Source organism: Nonomuraea spiralis (assembly GCF_014648435.1).
Lineage (GTDB): Bacteria > Actinomycetota > Actinomycetes > Streptosporangiales > Streptosporangiaceae > Nonomuraea > Nonomuraea spiralis.
In genome coordinates this window covers 17,073-36,403 of record NZ_BMRC01000016.1, presented here as the reverse complement: position 1 = coordinate 36,403, position 19,331 = coordinate 17,073, and the positions used below count along the sequence as shown (strand labels likewise).

Genomic DNA, 19,331 nt, shown 5'->3' with positions numbered 1-19,331 from the left:
GGAGGGATGCCCGAGGGAGACGCCGTCCACCGCACCGCCGCGCGCCTGCGTGGCGCGCTCGACGGCCGCGTGCTGACCAGGTCGGACTTCCGCGTCCCGCGGCACGCCACCGCCGACCTGAGGGGCCGAGCGGTGATCACGACGGTCTCCAGGGGCAAACACCTGCTCACCCGGGTGGAGGGCGGCCTGACCGTGCACACCCACCTGCGCATGGACGGACGCTGGCTGATCGTTCCCGCCGGCCGGCGTACGGCCGGCGGCGATCAGGTCAGGCTGATCCTGGCCAACGAGCGGTGGCAGGCGGTGGGGCTCAAACTCGGCATGGTGGACCTGGTGAGGACCGCCGACGAGGAGCGGCTCGTGGGCCATCTGGGGCCCGATCTGCTGGGCGCCGACTGGGATCCGGCCGAGGCCGTGCGAAGGCTACGAGGGGCGCCGGACAGGACGATCGGGGAAGCGCTGCTCGATCAGCGCAACCTGGCGGGGATCGGCACGATCTATCGCGCCGAGACCCTGTTCCTGCGCGGGATCTGGCCGTGGAAGAAGGTCGGGGAGATCGAGGATCTCGAAGGGCTCGTCACACTGGCCCACCGGCTCCTGGAGGCCAACAAGGGGCACGCCGGCACGGTGACGACAGGTGATCGCCGCCCGGCGAACCAGACCTGGGTCTATGGCAGGGCAGGGAGACCCTGTCGCCGATGCGGCACCCGCATCAGCCGCGGGGAGATGGGGGCACAGCCACAGGAAAGGCTCATCCTGTGGTGTGGTGGCTGCCAGCCGCGTTAGGCCGCCACCATGTCCTTGACCTCGGGGAACACCGTGTCGGAGATCGACCCGGGAACCGTCTCGGCAAGGGGCAGCCGCTCGTGCTCGGGCATGTCGGCCAAAACAGGCGCGGCCTGCAGCTCCGCCAGCGCGAACTGGTCGGAAACCTCACGCAACACCTGCGAGAGCGGCACTCCGAGGGCACCGCAGATCGACGCGAGCAGCTCGGACGAGGCTTCCTTCTGGCCACGCTCGACCTCGGACAGGTAGCCAAGCGAGACACGCGCCAGCGTGGACACCTCTCGAAGCGTGCGCCCCTGACGCACCCGCAACCGCCTCAGCACGTCACCGAGCAGCTGACGCAGCAGAATCATCTGTCGCTCCCTCCCCGGCGCGGATGTCTTCACCACGCCCCGCGCGATCGGATCGTGCCGCACATTGGTCTTCTTTGCTTCGTACATACTCCTCGCCGTCATCATGGGGCGTCGCCGCCCCGGGTCTGCCGCTCGTGCCTGGTTGCGCGACTCATCAGGCCCGCCTGCCGGGCGCTCGGTGCTTGCAGTTGGCTCACGGACCTCACTCACAGCTCCACCGTACCCGTATCCACCGACACCGCGTCAGACCGTGCTTCGCATGTTCGCTCGGGACGTAACACGGTAATCATCCGGAATGTTCCCCTTTGTTAGCCTTCAGCACACCTGCGAGGAGATCGACTGCCTCGTGCACCGTCCTTACCCTGATACGTTCACGCGACCCGTCCAGGGTCAACTCCCGGACAAGGAACTCCCCACCGGGACCATGAACGGCCGCGTAGACCAGGCCCACGGGCTTGCCGTCCTGGGGCTCCGGCCCGGCCACCCCGGTCACGGCCAGCCCGTACGCGGCCCCGCACACCCGGGCGACCCCCTCGGCCATCGCCGCCGCCACCTCCGGATGCACGGCCCCCTCGCGCTCCAGCAGCCCGCCCGGCACGCCCAGCAGATCGCGCTTGAGATCGGTGGCGTAGGAGATCACCCCGCCCCTGAACGCCTTGGAGGACCCCGAGACCGAGGTGAACGCGGCCCCGATGAGCCCCCCGGTCAGCGACTCGGCCACCGCCACGGTCGCCTCCCGCCGTACCAGCAGGGCCAGAACCTCGGCCACGTCCGCCATCGCTCAGATCACTCCCCACGCGCCCGTCTGGCGACCTGGCGCAGCTTGACCGCGCGTACGAGATAGTCGACGCCCGTGGCCACGGTCACGATCAGCGCCGCGCCCATCGCCGCCCACCGCAGCGGCCACGGCACCCCGGGCAGGATGTAGAGCACGATCGCGGCGATCTGCAACACGGTCTTGACCTTGCCGCCGTAGCTGGCCGGGATGACCGCGTGCCGCAGCAGGATGAACCGGAGCAGCGTGATGCCCAGCTCGCGGCCCAGGATCACGATCGTGACCCACCACGGCAGTTCATCGAGGATCGACAGGCACACCAGCGCCGCCCCGGTGAGCGCCTTGTCGGCGATCGGGTCGGCGATCTTGCCGAAGTCGGTGATCAGGCCGTAGCGCCGGGCCAGCTCGCCGTCGAGATGGTCGGTGATCGAGGCCACCCCGAACACCGCCAGCGCGGCCAGCCGCCAGCCGGTGCCGGGCAGGAACAGGCAGAAGACGAAGAAGGGGACGAGCGCCAACCGGAGGACCGTGAGGACGTTGGCGATGTTCCACGGGCTCACCACGCGGCGCTCGTCCCTGGTCATGGACTGGCCTTGATGCGCGCGATCAGGTCAACCCCCTCGGCGTCGACCACGACCGCGCGCACGATCTGTCCCTTGACCAGGCCGATGCCCTGGACCGTCACCGAACCGTCGACCTCCGGGCCCTGGTGGGCGGCCCGGCCCTCGTAGCCGCCGTCACCCAGGTCGTCGTCGATGAGCACGTCGACCTCGGTGCCGATGCGCTCCTCCGCGCGCTGGGCGGTCAGCTCCTCGGCCAGCTCGGTGAGCACGCGCACGCGCTCGTCGATGACCACCTGGTCGAGCTTGCCCGGCAGCCCGGCGGCCTCCGTGCCGTCCTCGTCGGAGTAGCCGAACACGCCGATGACGTCGAGCCTGGCCCGCTCCAGGAACCCGACCAGCTCGCCGAACTCCTCCTCGGTCTCGCCCGGGAAGCCCACGATGAAGTTGGAGCGCACACCCGCCTCGGGAGCGCCCTTGCGCACGCTCTCCAGGAGGCCGAGGAAGCGCTCGGGGTCGCCGAAGCGGCGCATCCGGCGCAGGACGCTGCCGCTGGCGTGCTGGAAGGACAGGTCGAAGTAGTCGGCCACGCCCTCGGTGGCGGTGATGACCTCGATCAGGCCGGGCCGCAGCTCGGCCGGCTGCAGGTAGCTGACCCGCACCCGGTCGATGCCCGGCACGGCGGCGAGCTGCGGCAGTAGCTTCTCCAGCGCCCGCAGGTCGCCGAGGTCCTTGCCGTAGGAGGTGGAGTTCTCCGAGACCAGGACGAGCTCGCGCACGCCCCGGTGGGCCAGCCAGTCGGCCTCGGCCAGCAGCTCGTCGGGATTGCGCGAGACGTAGGCGCCGCGGAAGGCCGGGATGGCGCAGAACGTGCAGCGCCGGTCGCAGCCGGAGGCCAGCTTGAGCGAGGCCACCGGGCTCTCGTCGAGCCGTTTGCGCAGCACCCGCGGCCCGCTGGCGGGCGCGAGCCCGTCGGGCAGGTCGCCGTGGCCCGGGATGCCGGTCTTGGGCGCGTTGCCCCGCTCGACCGGCGAGATGGGCAGCAGCGTGCGCCGGTCGCGCGGCGTGTGGGGCTTGAGCGGACGCCCGGCCAGCACGTCGTCGAGCCGGCCGCCGATCTCGGTGTAGTCGTCGAAGGAGATGACGGCGCTCGCCTCGGGCAGTGCCTCGGCCAGCTCGTTGCCGTAGCGCTCGGCCATGCAGCCCGCGGCCACCACCTTCGCCCCGGAGTCGGCGGCGGCGAGCAGCGTGTCGATGGAGTCTTTCTTGGCCGAGTCAATGAAGCCACACGTGTTGACGACGACGACGTCGGGGTCGTCGTCGCCCAGCTGCCAGCCGGCAGCCTCAAGTCGCGCGGCCAGCTCCTCGGAGTCGACCTCGTTGCGCGCGCAGCCCAGAGTGATCAGCGATGCGGTTCGGCGGGATGACATGGTGAACACTACGGTATCGGGAGTTGGCCACCACCTGATGCACGGCCTCCCCGCCGGACTACCTCGGAGGCGTCGTGGAGAGCCCGAACGAGCGGCTCACCATCTCCCCCCGACCGCCGAGCTTGTCCACCTTCTTGCCGTTGACCTGCAAAGACACCGCCCCGGCGTCCCCGAGGAGCAGGCTGAGCTTGTCGGCGGCCTGCCAGGTCGAGCTGTTGCCGGCCTGCAACATCCCGGCGAAGAGCATGCGGCCCTCACCGTCGCGCACGTTCACGTACGAGGTCCGCTTGGCCTTGATCTTCAGGGTGACCATGCCCTTGGTCACCTTGCCCTTGGCCGCCGCGGCACGGGGCGCCTCGGTGATGGGCGTGTTCGGCGGCACGCTGGGCTTGGGCGTGATGGCGTGCACGTCGGCGGTGTGCACCTGGTCGCTGGCGCCGCCGAGCACCCGTACGGTGCCGAACACCACCACGACGGCCAGCGCCACGCCGAGCGCCATCGTCCAGTTGGGCCCCCGGCGCTCACGCAGGGCCAGCGTGCGGTCGGCCTGGAACACGGCCGCGGCGCGCACGGGCTGCGGCGCCCCGCCGTGCTGCTGGTCGAACAGGTGGACCGTGGCCTCGGGATCGAGGCCGACGACCTTGGCGATGGCTTTGACGTGACCGCGGGCGTAGAAGGCGCCCCCGCACTGCTCGTAGTCATCCTGCTCGATGTGGTTGATGATCGTTTCTCTGATCCGCGTGGCCGCGCTGACCTGCGCGACCGTCATTCCCGCCGCCTGCCTGGCCGCTGCCAGCATGGCCCCGATGCTCTGTTCCTGCACAGCGAACGCCTCCCCACCACGACAGTGCGTAGTGGTTCATATTCAATCAGTTATCGCCGTGGAACCGTGCATTGGGGTCATTCGCCACGCAGGTCCGCCAGCAGGCCAGGCAGATCGTCCGGTTTCACCAGGACTTCGCGAGCCTTGGAGCCCTCGCTGGGGCCGACCACGTTGCGGCTCTCCAGCAGGTCCATCAGCCGCCCGGCCTTGGCGAAGCCGACGCGCAGCTTGCGCTGCAACATCGAGGTCGAGCCGAACTGCGTGGTCACGATCAGCTCGGCGGCCTGGATCAGCAGGTCGAGGTCGTCGCCGATCTCCTCGTCGATCTCCCGCTTGACCGGCGCGGCGGCCACGTCGTCGCGGTATTCGACCTGCATCTGCTCCTTGCAGTGCGAGACGATCTCGGCGATCTCCTTCTCCGAGACGAACGCGTTCTGGATCCGGATGGGCTTGCTCGCGCCCATCGGCAGGAACAGCGCGTCACCCTGGCCAACCAGCTTGTCGGCGCCCGGCTGGTCGAGGATGACCCGCGAGTCGGTCAGCGACGACACCGCGAAGGCCAGCCTGGAGGGCACGTTGGCCTTGATCAGGCCGGTGACGACGTCGACCGAGGGCCGCTGGGTGGCGATCACCAGGTGGATGCCCGCCGCGCGGGCGAGCTGGGTGATGCGGACGATCGAGTCCTCGACGTCGCGCGGGGCCACCATCATGAGGTCGGCCAGCTCGTCCACGATCACCAGCAGGTACGGATACGGCTGGTAGACCCGCTCGCTGCCCGGCGGCGGCACCAGCTTGCCCGCGCGTACGGCCTTGTTGAACTCGTCCACGTGCCGGAACCCGCTGGCGGCCAGGTCGTCGTAGCGCCGGTCCATCTCGCCCACGACCCATTCGAGGGCTTCTGCGGCCTTCTTCGGGTTGGTGATGATGGGGGTGATGAGGTGGGGGATGCCCTCGTAGACGCTCAGCTCGACGCGCTTGGGGTCGACCAGCACCATGCGCACCTCGTCGGGGGTGCTGCGCATGAGGATGCTGGTGATCAGGCCGTTGACGCAGACCGACTTTCCGGCGCCGGTCGCGCCCGCGATGAGCAGGTGGGGCATCTTGGCGAGGTTCGCGACGATGGTCCGGCCCTCGACGTCCTTGCCGAGGCCCACGATCATCGGGTGGTGGTCGGCCTGGGCCACCTGGGAGCGCAGCACGTCGCCGAGCGAGACCAGGTCCTTGTCGGCGTTGGGGATCTCGACCCCGATCGCCGACTTGCCGGGGATCGGCGACAAAATGCGGACGTCGGCGGACTTGACGGCGTAGGCGATGTTCTTGGTCAAGGCGGTGACCTTCTCCACCTTGACCGCGGGGCCCAGCTCGATCTCGTAGCGGGTGACCGTCGGGCCGCGGGTGAAGCCGATCACCTGCGCGTCGATGGTGAACTGCTCCAGCACGCTGGTCAGCGCGTTGACCACGGTCGTGTTGGCCTTGGTCTGCGGCTTGGGCGCGCTGCCCTGCTTGAGGAACTGCAGGTCGGGCAGACTGTACGGCCCCGCCTGCGGCGACAGCACGAGCTGCTCGACCTTGCGCGGCGCGGGTGTGGGCTCCGGCGGCTCCGGCCTGCGCTCCGGCGCGGACGGCTCCTCCTCCGCGGGCCCGTCGGTCAGCCCCGGCACGATCTCCGGCGAGTGGTCGGCCAGCTTGTCCTTCTCGGCGATGACCGGCGTGTCGTATGGCTTGACCGTCTCGGCGCCCTCGGCGTCGGTCTTCCTGGCCCTGGGCTTGCGCTTGCCCGGCCCCCGCGGCGCGGGCTGCTCGGCGTGCCGTTCGAACAGCATGTGCCGCAGCTCCGAGAGCCGCTCGGGGATGCGGTGGACGGGCGTGGCGGTGATCACCAGCACGCCGAACCCGGACAACAACATCAGCAGCGGGATCGTGATCCAGGACGGCAGGATGCTCATCGGCGGCGCGGACACGATGAACCCGATCATGCCCCCGGCGGCCGACACCTTGTCCATGCCCTGCCCGTCGCCCGCCGGGTAGGGGGTGTCGTTGGCCACATGGATGACGCCGAGCACGCCGACCATGAGCGCGCTCCACCCGATGACCATGCGGCCGGTGTCGGCGTTCTGGTCGGGGTGGCGCAGGTAGCGCCAGGCCAGCAGGCCGAGCAGCAGCGGCAGCGCCCAGGCCAGCGAGCCGAACAGGGCGTGCACGGTGGTGTTGACGACGCTGGAGACCGTGCCCTCGGGGTTGCGCCAGGTCATCGCGGCCAGCACGATCGCGCCGGCCAGCACCGACAGGCCGACGCCGTCGCGGCGGTGGGCGGGGTCGAGCTCGCGGGCGTTCTTGCCGAGCGCGCGGGCGGTGCTGCCGATGCCGTTGGCGAGCAGCATCCACAAGCCGACGATCAGCTTGCCGACCATGGTGAAGACCCAGCTGATCGGGTCGGGGTGGGTCACGGAGGACTTGCGACCGGAGCCCGCGGCCCTCGCCTTCGGTCGCCCCGCCGCCGTGGCCGGCCGCTTCGCGGGGGTCGATCGAGGCGAGGCCGACCGCTTCGCCGGCCCCTTCGATGCGCTTTTCGGCGTACGGGTGGCCATGATGCCAAAGGTACGTCGGAGACGCCGCCGCACGCGCGAGGACGCGCCGTGCGCCCGAAATGTCCGACTTTATTCATATAGATGACCGGTCACGTTCAGTGTCGTCGTGCATCGTCAGCGGTCATGACGTACAGGCTGATCCATCTGACCGATGTCCATGTCGTACCCGAGGGGCCGCTGCACGGCTCGGCGGGGGCTCCTGGGACGCCGTCACGATGGCGGGCGGCCTGCGGCTGATCGCGCTCGACACCTCGGCGCCCGGCCACCACCACGGCGAGCTCGACGACGACCAGCTCGCCTGGCCGGCGGACACGCTGGCCGAACCCGCGCCCGACGGCAGCGTGCTGGTGCCGCACCACCCGCCGATCCCCAGCGTGCTGCCCCTCATGGACGGCATCGGCCCGCGCGAGCCCGCCCGGCCGGCCCGCATGCTCGAAGGGTCGGACGTGCGGCTCGTGCTGGCCTCGCAGGCGTTCACGCGCATGGACCTCGGCCCGTCAGGCGTGCTCACCACGCTCGTGCCGCTGTCGCCGGCCCCGCCGGTCTACGAGCTGGACACCGAGGTGCTGCTCAGTCATATCGGGTGACGAACGAGATCATGTCGCCGCGGCAACGCCGTTCGACATGGCACACGGGCCGCCCGTCGTGCGTGAGCAGCCCCTCCCGCACCAGCACCGCCTCGCCCGCTTCCATCTCCAGCATGCTCTGGTCGTGCAGGTCGGCGGGCTCGGCCGAGATGGCGTGCCAGGCGTAGCGGTAGGCGTGGCCGGCGGCCTCCAGCGAGGCCAGCACGCCCGCCTTCGGGTCGAGGCGCAGCCCGGCCAGCTCGGAGGCCAGGCGGTAGCGGCTGAGCACGCAGGGCCGCTCGCCGTTCCTGAGCAGGGTGGTGATCTCGTGCACGACGCCGCCGGGCAGCCGCAGGTGACCGGCCGCGGCCGGATGCGCCACCTCGCCGCGTTCCACGAGCCGCTCCCCGCCGGTGAACAGGCCCGCCATGCCCGCGATGTCCGAAGGGCGGTGTCTGCGGGTCTCGGGATCGACGGAGACCTCGATCCTGCGCGGCGCCCGTCTGACGAAGCTCCCGAGCCCCTGCCGAGTCTCGACCAGGCCGGCCTTGCGCAGCTCCACCATCGCCTGGCGGGCGGTCAGCCGGTGGACGCCGTAACGCTCGGCGAGGGCGTCCTCGGTCGGCAGGCGCTCGCCCGGAGCCAGCTCCCCCGACTCGATGGATCTGCCGAGGACGTGGGCGATCTCCCGGTAGCGGGCTTGTCGTGGCACGTGAACACCTTAAAGGCGCGTCAGGGTTCACCCGTCGGCCACACGCAGGCAGTCTGCCCGCAGACCGCCAACTCATATATATGACACATGCCCCTCCTGAACCTCCGGGACGTCGCCGCGGCGACCTCCCTGCGCCCGGGCGTGCTCTACCGCTCGGCGCAACCGCACACCCTCACCCCCGAGGACACCCGGCACGCCACGCTCGGCGCGGGCAACACCTCCTCCCCCGCCCAGCTCGCCGCACTGCCCGCCGACCTGGACCTCGGCGACCTGTACGCCGGCCTCCTCCGGCACCGGGCCTCCTGGTTCGCCGGAGTGATCGCCGAGATCGCCGACGGCCTGCCCGCGCTCGTGCACTGCGCCGCCGGCAAGGACCGGACCGGCATGGTCGTCGCCCTGATCCTCGACCTGCTCGACGTGGACCACGAGGCCATCGTCCGCGACTACGCCCTGACCGCGCCGGCGCTGCCCGACATCCTGCTCATGCTCGGCCTGTCCGGGCCGGACGGCCCCGCGGCCGTACCGGGCGCGCTGCTCGACGCCCCCGAGAGCGCCATGCGCACGTTCCTGGCCACCCTGGACGAACTGGGCGGCGCCGAGACGTTCCTGCTCGCCAACGGCCTCACGGCCGACCGGATCGAGCGGCTGCGCGCCGCGCTGCTGCCATGACGCTCCCCCAGGAGCCGGTACGCCTGCGCCGCGGCCTGGTCGCCACCATCGGCGGCGTGGCCACCGTGATCGCCAACCCCGTCTCGGGCCATCGGCCTGACCACGATCGTCAGCACGCTGCTGTCCGGCCTGCTCGCCTACCTGGGCGGGCGCTGGTCGGCCAGGATCGGCAGGGGCCGGGCGTTCGTCCTGTGGACGACCGTGATCCTGGCCGCCATGTTGCTGCTCAAGGCGGCGACCGCGAGCGTGGCCGTCGTGGTGCTGGTGGCCGTGGTCTCGGGGGCGGCGACCGGCGTCTACTACGCGGTGGACCTCGGCATGGTGACCCAGGTGCTGCCCGACGAGCGCGAGGCCGGGCGTTTCCTGGGCGCGTTCGCGATGGCCAAACACCTGCCGTCGGCGGTGGCCGCGGCGCCCCTGGTCGGTCTTCTTCGCGGCGTACGGTAGCCCGCGGCTCCTTCTTCACAACAGGAGGTATCAACGGCACCGTTCTGCCACTCTGAGAGTCACCGAACTGCCACATCGAGTGATGTACTAGGACCGCCAGAGTGGACACGACCCGAGTGTCGAGCACGGCCTTCGACGGCACTCCCCACGCGCCCGCGCACGCGCGCCGATTCATCCGCCAGGTGCTCAGCGAATGGCGCCTGAGCCACCTGGCCGAGGACGCGGTGCTGCTGACCAGCGAGCTCGTCACCAACGCCGTGGTGCACGCGGGCACCGGCATCGAGCTGACCTGCCGTCTCGACGTCTCGGCGAGCCCGGCCAGACTCGAGATCGAGGTCGACGACCACCATCCCGCCCGGACGGTCCTGACGGCCGAGGCCGTGTCCGCCGAGGCGGTGTCGAACGGCGTGATGCGCACGTCCGGGCGCGGGCTCGCCCTGGCCTGCATGCTGGCCGACGCCTGGGGCGTCACCTACACCAGGACCGCCAAGCGGGTGTGGGTCCGCCTGGAGCTGACCGACGGGCCCGACCACCAGGAGGTCATGGTCGGCACGCCGGGGCTCGTGCCGGCCACCGTGGCCACGCCCATCGAGGGGCTGCACGTCGGCGTGCTGCTCGCCGACGGCGACGGGACCGTGTTGTCCTGGAACTCCGAGGCCGAGAAGCTGCTGGGCTGGACGCCGGAGCAGGCGGTCGGCATGCCGCTGGCCGAGCTGGTGGCCTGGCGCGGCCACGGCCCGTACGCGATGTCCCTGGCCGGCACCCTGTCCCTGGGCCGCTGGCGGGGCGAGGCCCGGATGCGGCACGCCGACGGCCGGCTGATCCCCGTCTACGTCTCGCACGTACGCAGCCGCGGCGGCCCCGAGGACCACCGGTCGATCTGGATGATCGTGGCCGGCGACCACCGCTACGTGCTGACGCCGCCGGCCGCGCCGCTGCGCAGGGAGGCCGGTCGGCGGATCAAGGACCTGCTCGACCGGGACATGCCGTTCGCCGAGCTGCTGGACACCATCGCCCAGATCGTCCAGACCAGCAGCGGCGGCGACGCGGCGTACGTGCTGCTGGCCGCCGAGGGCGGCGACCGGTTCGGGGTGGCGGCGGGCGCGGGCGCGACGGCGGGGCTGGTGGGCGTGCTGGCCGCGGGCGTGTTCGGCCCCGACGGCAGGACGCCGTCGATGATCGACGACCTGCTGGCCGGCGACGTCGAGCTGGCCCAGCAGCTCCGGGCCAGGTCGCTGGCGTGCGCGCCGATGAGCGTGGGCGGCGAGGTGACCGGCTACATCGTGGTGACCGCCGCTCAGCCGGGCCGTTTCGACCAGGAGCTCACGGTCAGCCTCCAGCACATCGCCGACCAGGTGGCCGTGCCGGTGCAGCGCGAACGGCTGGCCGAGCGCGAACGCGCCCACCGCGGCCGCCTCTCCTTCCTGGCCGAGGCCGGCGAGCTGCTGGCCGGGGTGCACGACGAGGAGCTGATCGCCGCGCTGACCGCGCAGCTGGTCGTACCCAAGATCGCGACCTGGGCGGCGGTCTACCTGACCGACCTGGCGGGCATGACCAGGCTCGCCCACGTCTGGCACAGCGAGGAGCGCTACAACGCCAACCTGCGCAGGTCGCTGCCGGCGATCCCGCGTACCGCGCTGAACGAGGTGAGCTGGCCGGTCGGCGCCGAGACCGTGTTGTCGTTCCCACTGCTCACGCAGGGCCGCTCGCACGGCGCGCTGGTGATCGGCCGCGCCGAGCCGACTCTGCCGCTGGAGCTGGCCGACCTGCTGGCCGACCTGTGCCGCCTGGTCGCCCTCAACCTGCACACCGCCATGTTGTACGCGCGGCAGGCGACCACCTCGCGGGTGTTGCAGCGCAGCCTGCTGCCCATGCGCGCGGCGCCCATGCCGGGCCTGGAGTCGGCGGTCGTCTACGAGCCCGCCGAGGAGGGCGCCGACGTCGGCGGCGACTTCTACGACCTGTTCACGGTCTCCGACCACTGGTGCTTCGCCCTCGGCGACGTGTGCGGCAGCGGTCCCGAGGCGGCCGCGGTGACCGGCCTGGCCCGGCACGCCGTACGCCTGCTGGCCAAGGAGCACTACACGGTGGCCGACATCTTCGACCGGCTCAACCAGGCGCTGCTGGAGGAGGTCGAGGAGGACCGTTTCCTCAGCCTGCTGTGCGGGGAGCTGACCCCGCTCCCCCAGGGCGGCGCGCTGTGCACGATCGCCTCGGCCGGGCACCCGCCGCCCCTGCTGCTGCGCGCGAACGGCGTGGTCGACACGGTGGCCGCGCCGCAACTGCTGCTCGGCATCGAGGCCGGCGCGAGGTTCTACGTCGAGACGTTCGAGCTGGCGCCGGAGGAGGTGCTGCTGTGCGTCACCGACGGCGTGACCGAGCGGCGCAACGGCGACCGGCTGCTCGACGACGACGACGGCCTGTCGGCCCTGCTGTCCGGCTGCCGTGGGCTGAGCGCCCACGGGGTGGCCGAGCGCGTACGGCACGCGGTCGAGACGTTCGCCAAGGAGCCGTCGCAGGACGACGTGGCGCTGCTGGTGATCAAGGCGGCGGCGGAGCTGCGCGGGGTCAGGCCGTGAACCGGTAGGCGGTCGAGGACGTGTGGCGCTCGCCGGGCCGCAACACGGTGGACGGGAAGTGCGGCTGGTTCGGCGAGTCGGGGAAGTGCTGGGTCTCCAGGCACAACCCGGCGAAGGGCCCGTACGGGGTGGCGACCCCGTCGAGCATGCCGCCCGCGTAGAACTGCACGGCGGGCTCGGTGGTGGTCACCCGCATGGTCAGGCCGCCCGCGGTGACCTCGACGCCGCCGTCGAGCACGAAGCAGTGGTCGTAAGCGCCGCCGAGCCGGTCGCCCACCGCGTGCGGCTCGGTGAAGTCGAAGTCGGTGCCCTTGACCGGCGCGAGCTCGCCGGTGGGGATCTTGCCGTCGTCCACGGGCAGGTAGTGGCCGGCCTCCATCCTGACCACGTGGCCGAGCACGTCGCCGCCGCCGGTCAGGTTGAAGTAGGAGTGGTTGGTGAGGTTGAGCACGGTCGGCGCGTCGGTCTCGGCGGCGTAGTCGAGGCGGAGGGCGTCGTCGTCCAGGGTGTAGGTGACCGAGGCGGTGAGCGTGCCGGGGTAGCCCTGGTCGCCGTCGGGGCTGGTCAGTTCGAGGGTGACCGAGGTGGCGGTGCGGGCGGTGATCGTCCACACCCTGCGGTCGAAGCCCTCGGTGCCGCCGTGCAGGCTGTTGGGGCCGTTGTTGACCGGCAGGCGGTGCTCGCGGCCGTCGAGGGTGAAGCGGCCGCCGGCGACGCGGTTGCCGTAGCGGCCGACCACGGCGCCGAAGTAGCGGCTGCGGGTCAGGTAGTCCTCCAGCGTGTCCAGGCCGAGCACGACGTCGAGGCCGCCGACCTCCAGCGAGCGCAGGACGGCGCCGTAGGTGAGCACCTCGGCGCGCAGCCGTCCGGACGACAGCTCCACGCGCTGGACGGTCTCGCCCGACGGCAGCGTTCCGAAGATCATGTGTTGGCCCTTCCCGTGGACTCGCGGACGATGAGGTCGGTGTCCAGGGTGATCACCGCGCCCTCGCCCTCTGACTGCAGCAGCAGGTCGACCGCCATCCGCCCGGCCGTCGCGGCGGGCATCGCCACCGTGGTCAGCTTGGGCCGGCCGAGCCGCCCGGGAAGGATGTCGTCGAACCCGATCACACTGATCCGGTCCGGTACGCCGATCTCCATCGCCGTCAGCCCTTCGATGAGCCCGAGCGCGACGAGGTCGTTGTAGGCCAGCACGCCGGTCGCCCCGCACGCGGCCACCTCGGGGGCCACCGCCCGGCCGCCCGACTCGGTGGGCTGGTTGGGGCCGAAGAAGACCAGGTCGAGACCCGGCATCTCGGCGGCGGCGGCCTGCATCTCGTTGCTGGTCCACGAGCCGGGCGGGCCGGAGAGCAGGGCGATCCTGCGGTGGCCGAGCCCGGCCAGGTGCTCCAGCGCGAGCCTGGCCCCCTTGCCGACGTCCATCAGCACCGCGGGCATGCCCTTGATCCGCCGGTTCACCAGCACGAACGGCACGTCCTCGGCCAGGCGCTCGATCATCCGGTTCGACAGGCGGGGGCTGCACAGCAGCACGCCGTCCACCTGCTTGGCGAACGTCCTGATCAGCTCCTCCTCGACCCGCGGGTCCTCGTCGGTGTCGGCCACGAAGACGTGGTAGTCGCGGCCCCTGGCCTGCGCCTGGGCGGCCTTGATCAGCGAGGGGAAGAACGGGTTGGCGATGTCGGCCACGATGAGGCCGAGATTGAACGTACGCCCGGTCGTCAGCGCCCTGGCCGCCCTGTTGGGCCGGTAGCCGAGGTCCTCGGCGGCGGCCAGCACGCGGTTGCGCGTGGCAGGATTGACCAGGTGCGGCGCGGAGAAGGTGCGTGAGACGGTTGACACGTGCACGCCGCAGGCGCGTGCGACGTCCTTGATCGTCGTCGCCATCGCCGTCCTCCCTTGCAAACGGTTGCCAGGGCTAAGCCTTGACCTTCGACGGTCCGGCCGTCAAGGTTTCTGCAACCGTTTGCCTACCAGGAGCCGCCGAGCTCCTTCAGCGTGAACATCCCTCCGGCGCGGTCGTGCACGGGGTCGGCCAGGTCGGGCTCGCCCTGCTCGGCGACGAGCGCGGCGGCCTGGGGCTCGGAGTCGTCGCGGGGGTCGTAGCCGATGCGGCGGGCCTCCTCCAGCGACCACCACCGGCGGGCGTTGCCGGACACACCCCAGACGACGTGGTGGCCGGGCGCGGTCAGCGCGGCCTCGACCAGGCGGGCCAGGTCGTCGGGCGAGATCCAGGTGGCCAGGCCGCGGGTGTCGGCCGAGCCCTCGTTGCAGGTGCCGAGCCTGATCACGGTCACGTTCATGCCGAACCTGTCGTGGTAGAGGCTGCCCAGGGCCTCCATGACGACCTTGCTGACGCCGTAGAAGGTGTCGGGGCGCGGGAAGGCGTAGTCGGGGAGGTCTGAGCCGTCCCGCGGCCTGGTGTGGAAGCCGGCCGCGTGGTGGCTGCCCATGAGCACCAGGTGCTCGACGCCCTCGTTCCTGGCGGCCTCCATGAGCACGTGGGTGCCGTTGACGTTGGCGTGCACGATGTCGTCCCACGGGTGCTCGCGGCTCTGGCCGCCCAGGTGGAGTACGGCGTCCACACCCTTCATGGCCTCGGCCATGGCCGCGGCGTCGGCGAGGTCGGCGGTCACCCACTCCTCGTCCGGGCCCGTACCGACCGGGTGGAGGTCGGAGAGCCGCAGCGTGCGCCCCGGACGGGCGAGCCGGGGGCGGAGCAGCGTGCCGACTTTTCCCGCGGCTCCGGTCATCAGAATGCGCATGTCAACCGTTGTACACAATTCTGGCATAAATTCACATCCTTGAATATTGACCGGTCTATATCGCCGTAGTTACCGTCACAGGAACAAGTTCATGCACACGACACGTGTCCACGTATGTGAACGGGAGGCGGTCTGATGTCACGCCGTTTGCTGGGGGTCGCGCTCGCCGCGAGCCTGGCCGCAACGCTGACGGGCTGCGGTTCCGGGGGATCGAGCACGAACGACACGCTGGAGATCTGGATCAGGCAGGCGCCCGATTCCGATTCCGCGAAGACGGCGGTGAAACTCGCCGGCGCATTCACCAAGGCCAGCGGGATCAAGACCAAAGTCGTCGCCCTCTTCGACGACTTCGAGACGAAACTGAACCAGCAGGCGTCCCAGAAGGCGCTTCCCGACATCGTCGTCAACGACACCGCGCAACTGGGCAACATGCATTCCCAGGGCTGGCTGCGCGAGGTGGACAAGGGCAAGCTGACCGGCGGCGACCAGCTCTCGGACCTGGCCTGGAAAGCGGCCACCGGCTCCGACGGCAAGTTCTACGGCGCGCCCTTCTCCGCCCAGGCCTTCGCCCTCATCGTGCGCAAGGACTGGCGGGAGAAGGTCGGCCTGCGACCGCCGCAGACCTGGGCGGACCTGGCCGAACTGGCCCGCGCCTTCACCGACGACGACCCCGACGGCAACGGGCAGAAGGACACCGCCGGCTTCGTGATCCCGGCCGGCACCAAACGCGGCTACGCCTCCTGGTACGCCTCCTCCCTCATCTACGCCAACGGCGGCGACTTCGTGAAGCCCACCGGCCCCGGCAGGTTCGCCGCGATGACGGACGACCCCAGGACCGTCGAGGCCGTGCAGTACCTCCAGGACCAGTTCTGCAAGAGCAAGACGGTCAACCCGGGCGCGGTCAGCAACGACACCACCGTCACGCACGAAGTGTTCGAGAAGGGACAGGGCGGCATCTACCTGGTCGGCCCGTACGTGCTGGCCCGGTTCGTCAAGAGCATCGGCACCGACAGGATCGAGGTGCTGCCGGTGCCCAAGGGCCCCTCCGGCGGCCCCGGAACCCTCGGCGAGGGCGAGAACGTCTACCTGATGGCCGGATCGGACATGCCCGACGCCCAGCAGAAGTTCGCCGAGTTCGCGATCTCCCCCGACGGCCAGCGCATCGGCATGAACAAGGACGCCAACGGCGCCATCGTCCGCCTGCCCGTGAACAAGGGCGTGGACCTGGCCGCCGAGCGGCAGGACCCGCGCTGGAAGGTGTTCCAGGAGTCCTACGACCACGCCGTCTACGCGCCGCCGGTGCCCAACTGGGCGCCCATCCGGCAGGACTCCGCCGACGTCGTCAACGCCGTATGGGCCGACTGCGGCGCCGACGTCAAGGCGAAGATGGGCGAGCTGACCACCAAGCTCACCCAGGAACTGCAGAGCCAGAAAGCGTCATGACCCCGGCCGTCACGCGGGCGGCGGCCACGACGGCGCCCCCTCGCCGCCGCACCGGACCCGGCCCGGCCCGGCGGCGGGGGACGTTGGTCGCCTGGCTGTTCCTCGCCCCCGCCCTGCTGCTGTTCCTGTACTTCAAGTTCATCCCGATGGCCCTCGGCCTGTGGAAGAGCTTCAACAAGGTCCAGTACGTCTCGGACGAATGGGTCGGCCTCGACAACTACCGCACGATCATCGCGGACGACGCCTTCGCCTCGGCCATCTGGCACAGCCTCGTACTGGCGCTCGGCACCACGCTCGGCTCGCTCCTGCTCGGGCTGGTGCTCGCGCTGCTCATCGAGGGCACCGCCCGTTACCTGTGGTTCGTCAGGACCGCGGCCTTCCTCCCGGTCGTCACCACGATGGCCGCGGTGGCCGAGGTGTGGCGGATCATGTTCCATCCTGGTGACACCGGCATGCTCAACGTCATCATCGGCCGGCTGGGCATCGACCCGCAGCCGTGGCTGGGCAGCGAGGACTCCTCACTCTGGTCGATCATGCTGATGAGCGTCTGGCGCGGGACGCCGTACGACATGATGATCTTCCTGGCCGGCCTGGTCGGCGTGGACCGCACCCTGTACGAGGCCGCCGCCGTCGACGGCGCGTCCACCTGGCGCCGGCTGCGGCACATCACGCTGCCGGCGCTGCGGCCGGTGTTCTGGATCCTGTTCACGCTGGCCGCCATCCGCGGGCTGCGGGTGTTCGTCGAGGTCTACGTCCTGACCAACGGCGGCCCCGACGGGTCGTCGGAGGTGCTGATGACGCTGATCTACAAGCTCGGGTTCCAGAAGAACGAGCTGGGGGTCGCCTCGGCGGGCGGGATCGTGTTGTTCCTGGCCACGCTGGCGCTGACCCTCGTCGTGCAGACGCTGCGCAGGAGGCAGGCGGCATGAGGTTCGACAGCGCCTTGGGCCTGGGGGCGCGCAAGGGGCCGGCCGCCACCGCCGGCAAGGTCCTGCTCTACTCCGCGATGGTGCTGGTCTTCACCGGACCGCTGGTGGGACTGCTGGTCAGCGCGTTCAGCAGGACGATCGACCCGACGTCCTTCTCGTTGTGGCCCGACGACCTGACCCTGGAGAACTTCGTCCAGGCCGGGGAGAAGAACGTCTACCTCTACCTGTTCAACTCCTTCGTCGTCGTCGGGTTCGGGCTGCTGCTGCAACTGCTGGTGAGCGTGTTCGCGGCGTACTCGCTGGCACGCAAGAGGTTCCGCGGCATGACCGTCGTGATGTTGCTCATGCTGGCCACGATGATGTTGCCCGAGGAGATCATCGCGATCCCGTTGTCGCTGGTCCTCGCCGACCTGCCCGTGCTCCACCTCAACCTGATCGGCACGTACGCCGGGATGATCCTTCCCGTCGGCGCCTGGGGCTTCTCGATCCTGGTGATGACCGAGTTCATGAAGGAGGTGCCGGTCGAGCTGGAGGAGGCCGCCCGCATCGACGGCGCGGGCGAGCTGCGCATCTTCGCCACGATCATCGTGCCGCTGTGCCGTCCGGCGCTCGGCGTGATCGGCGTCTTCGGCTTCACCATGATCTGGGACCAGTACCTGCTGCCCCTGATCGTCTCGACCGACTCCAGCACCTGGACCCTGCCCATCGCGCTGCGCTCGCTCCGCTCGGACGAGGAGGTCGGCATCGGCGTGCTGCTCGCGGCCTCGCTGCTGGCGCTGCTGCCCTCGATCATCGCGTTCCTGGCGTTCCAGCGGCAGTTCATGCGGGGTCTGACCAGCGGCGCAATCAAGGGGTAGATGTCCATGTATCTGGACGGGATCCCATATCCTGACACCCTGAAGCCGTCGCCGCCGAGATGGGACGAGTATGGAGCCACAGCTGGTCAAGTCCGCCGAGCGGACCGTACGCATCCTGGAGACCCTGGCGGAGTCCCACGACCACCTCACGCTGGCGCAGCTCCAGCAGCGCACCGGCTTCCCGCGCAGCAGCCTGCACGCCCTCATGCGCACCCTGGTCGAGCTCAACTGGGTGGAGACGGACACGACCAGGTCCGCGTTCGGGATCGGGCCGCACGCGCTGCTGACCGGCACCGCGTACCTCGACAAGGACCCGGCGCTGCGCTTCGCCCAGGAGACCCTGGAGGACCTCCGGGACGAGATCGGCCACACCGTGCACTTCGCCCGCCGGGACGAGGCCCACGTCCTCTACCTGGCCACCCGCGAGTCGCGGGAGGCCGGCCACGTGATCCCCAGGGTGGGCCGGCGGCTGCCCGCCCACGTGACCGCGCTCGGCCAGGTGCTGCTCGCCCAGCTCACGGACGACGAGGTCGTGGCCCTGCTGCCCGACCCGCTGCGGGCGCTGACCGACCACACCATCACCGACCTGACCAAGCTGACCGGCGAGCTCGACCAGGTGCGCACCCGGGGCTGGGCGCTGGAACGCGAGCAGGGCACGCCGGGCGTGGCCTGCGTGGCCGTGGCGGTCGACTACCGCATCCCGGCCACCGACGCGATCAGCTGCTCGATGCCGGTGGGGCTGCCACCGGCCGAGATCGAGCGGATCACCGAAGCAGTGATCAACCACACCCGCAGACTGGCCGCCACCCTCCGCAGAGAAGGCATCCGCTAGTCCCCACCTCGCAGAGCCCACCAACCAGTAATCCACCATGCAAGACCCCCGGCCACGGCACCCACTTTGCGGGGCCTGTCACCAGGACCACCGCCTTGCACGAACTGCCGCCAGGACCACCGCCTTGCACGGACTGTCGCCAGGCCCTCCACCAGATGCCCGCCTTGCGGGGATGCCCCCGCTGGGCATCCACCAGTGGGCCGCCTTGCCGGCATCATCG

The 19,331-nt window shown here is 70.6% G+C and carries 19 protein-coding genes; 9 read left to right on the top strand and 10 right to left on the bottom strand.

The features are described from left to right. Nucleotides 1-6: 6 nt before the first annotated feature. Entirely contained in the window at nt 7-786 is a 780-nt protein-coding gene (locus IEZ27_RS33245; protein WP_189650880.1) for an Fpg/Nei family DNA glycosylase, read from the top strand. Here the strand turns inward: IEZ27_RS33245 and IEZ27_RS33240 are convergent. The 6 genes from IEZ27_RS33240 to IEZ27_RS33215 form a co-directional block, all read right to left on the bottom strand. Continuing rightward, nucleotides 783-1,139, bottom strand: a complete 357-nt coding sequence (locus IEZ27_RS33240; protein ID WP_189651000.1) for a helix-turn-helix domain-containing protein — start codon at nt 1,137-1,139, stop codon at nt 783-785. The genes IEZ27_RS33245 and IEZ27_RS33240 overlap by 4 nt on opposite strands. 286 nt (nt 1,140-1,425) lie before the next feature. After that, a complete protein-coding gene (locus IEZ27_RS33235; protein ID WP_189650879.1) occupies nt 1,426-1,917 on the bottom strand; it encodes a CinA family protein in 492 nt (163 codons plus the stop codon). An 8-nt stretch (nt 1,918-1,925) separates the two neighbouring features. Further along, on the bottom strand, nt 1,926-2,498 hold the full coding sequence (pgsA, locus tag IEZ27_RS33230; protein WP_189650878.1) for a CDP-diacylglycerol--glycerol-3-phosphate 3-phosphatidyltransferase: 573 nt from the start codon (nt 2,496-2,498) through the stop codon (nt 1,926-1,928). Beyond that, the gene (gene rimO / locus IEZ27_RS33225) at nt 2,495-3,904 is read right to left on the bottom strand and encodes a 30S ribosomal protein S12 methylthiotransferase RimO (protein WP_189650877.1); all 1,410 of its coding nucleotides are present in this window, start codon (nt 3,902-3,904) and stop codon (nt 2,495-2,497) included. Before rimO ends, pgsA begins: the two co-directional genes overlap by 4 nt. A 58-nt stretch (nt 3,905-3,962) precedes the next feature. Beyond that, on the bottom strand, nt 3,963-4,727 hold the full coding sequence (locus tag IEZ27_RS33220) for a helix-turn-helix domain-containing protein (protein WP_125633741.1): 765 nt from the start codon (nt 4,725-4,727) through the stop codon (nt 3,963-3,965). Between the two features lie 77 nt (nt 4,728-4,804). Continuing rightward, nucleotides 4,805-7,315, bottom strand: a complete 2,511-nt coding sequence (locus IEZ27_RS33215; RefSeq protein WP_189650876.1) for a DNA translocase FtsK — start codon at nt 7,313-7,315, stop codon at nt 4,805-4,807. A gap of 215 nt (nt 7,316-7,530) precedes the next feature. Here IEZ27_RS33215 and IEZ27_RS33210 point away from each other — a divergent pair, with 215 nt between their 5' ends. Beyond that, the gene (locus tag IEZ27_RS33210) at nt 7,531-7,902 is read left to right on the top strand and encodes a metallophosphoesterase family protein (RefSeq protein ID WP_189650875.1); all 372 of its coding nucleotides are present in this window, start codon (nt 7,531-7,533) and stop codon (nt 7,900-7,902) included. Here IEZ27_RS33210 and IEZ27_RS33205 read toward each other — a convergent pair. Then, complete coding sequence (locus tag IEZ27_RS33205) at nt 7,886-8,593, bottom strand: GntR family transcriptional regulator (RefSeq protein ID WP_189650874.1); 708 nt, start codon at nt 8,591-8,593, stop codon at nt 7,886-7,888. The genes IEZ27_RS33210 and IEZ27_RS33205 overlap by 17 nt on opposite strands. 87 nt (nt 8,594-8,680) lie before the next feature. On the opposite strand from IEZ27_RS33205, the gene IEZ27_RS33200 reads away from it, so the two are divergent. From IEZ27_RS33200 to IEZ27_RS33190, 3 genes are all read left to right on the top strand, one after another. Further along, on the top strand, nt 8,681-9,262 hold the full coding sequence (locus IEZ27_RS33200) for a tyrosine-protein phosphatase (RefSeq protein WP_189650873.1): 582 nt from the start codon (nt 8,681-8,683) through the stop codon (nt 9,260-9,262). Nucleotides 9,263-9,352: 90 nt separating this feature from the next. After that, a complete protein-coding gene (locus IEZ27_RS55630; protein ID WP_407672895.1) occupies nt 9,353-9,709 on the top strand; it encodes an MFS transporter in 357 nt (118 codons plus the stop codon). A 101-nt stretch (nt 9,710-9,810) separates the two neighbouring features. Next, complete coding sequence (locus IEZ27_RS33190) at nt 9,811-12,288, top strand: SpoIIE family protein phosphatase (RefSeq protein WP_189650871.1); 2,478 nt, start codon at nt 9,811-9,813, stop codon at nt 12,286-12,288. Here IEZ27_RS33190 and IEZ27_RS33185 read toward each other — a convergent pair. The 3 genes from IEZ27_RS33185 to IEZ27_RS33175 form a co-directional block, all read right to left on the bottom strand. Continuing rightward, a complete protein-coding gene (locus IEZ27_RS33185) occupies nt 12,278-13,213 on the bottom strand; it encodes an aldose epimerase family protein (protein WP_189650870.1) in 936 nt (311 codons plus the stop codon). The genes IEZ27_RS33190 and IEZ27_RS33185 overlap by 11 nt on opposite strands. Next, nucleotides 13,210-14,172: a LacI family DNA-binding transcriptional regulator gene (locus IEZ27_RS33180; RefSeq protein WP_189650869.1), complete on the bottom strand. Its 963-nt coding sequence runs from the start codon at nt 14,170-14,172 to the stop codon at nt 13,210-13,212. The genes IEZ27_RS33185 and IEZ27_RS33180 overlap by 4 nt, the downstream gene beginning before the upstream one ends. A gap of 83 nt (nt 14,173-14,255) precedes the next feature. Further along, complete coding sequence (locus tag IEZ27_RS33175) at nt 14,256-15,050, bottom strand: NAD-dependent epimerase/dehydratase family protein (RefSeq protein WP_229824578.1); 795 nt, start codon at nt 15,048-15,050, stop codon at nt 14,256-14,258. Between the two features lie 135 nt (nt 15,051-15,185). On the opposite strand from IEZ27_RS33175, the gene IEZ27_RS33170 reads away from it, so the two are divergent. From IEZ27_RS33170 to IEZ27_RS33155, 4 genes are all read left to right on the top strand, one after another. Beyond that, the gene (locus tag IEZ27_RS33170; protein WP_189650868.1) at nt 15,186-16,493 is read left to right on the top strand and encodes a sugar ABC transporter substrate-binding protein; all 1,308 of its coding nucleotides are present in this window, start codon (nt 15,186-15,188) and stop codon (nt 16,491-16,493) included. Continuing rightward, complete coding sequence (locus IEZ27_RS33165; RefSeq protein WP_189650867.1) at nt 16,490-17,422, top strand: carbohydrate ABC transporter permease; 933 nt, start codon at nt 16,490-16,492, stop codon at nt 17,420-17,422. The genes IEZ27_RS33170 and IEZ27_RS33165 overlap by 4 nt, the downstream gene beginning before the upstream one ends. Further along, nucleotides 17,419-18,279 carry a carbohydrate ABC transporter permease gene (locus IEZ27_RS33160; RefSeq protein ID WP_189650866.1) on the top strand — a complete coding sequence of 287 codons (861 nt, stop codon included), beginning with the start codon at nt 17,419-17,421 and terminating at the stop codon, nt 18,277-18,279. The genes IEZ27_RS33165 and IEZ27_RS33160 overlap by 4 nt, the downstream gene beginning before the upstream one ends. A 70-nt stretch (nt 18,280-18,349) precedes the next feature. Beyond that, nucleotides 18,350-19,111 (top strand): IclR family transcriptional regulator, encoded by a 762-nt coding sequence (locus tag IEZ27_RS33155; RefSeq protein WP_125633765.1) that lies wholly within the window; start codon nt 18,350-18,352, stop codon nt 19,109-19,111. The last annotated feature ends 220 nt before the right edge of the window (nt 19,112-19,331 follow it).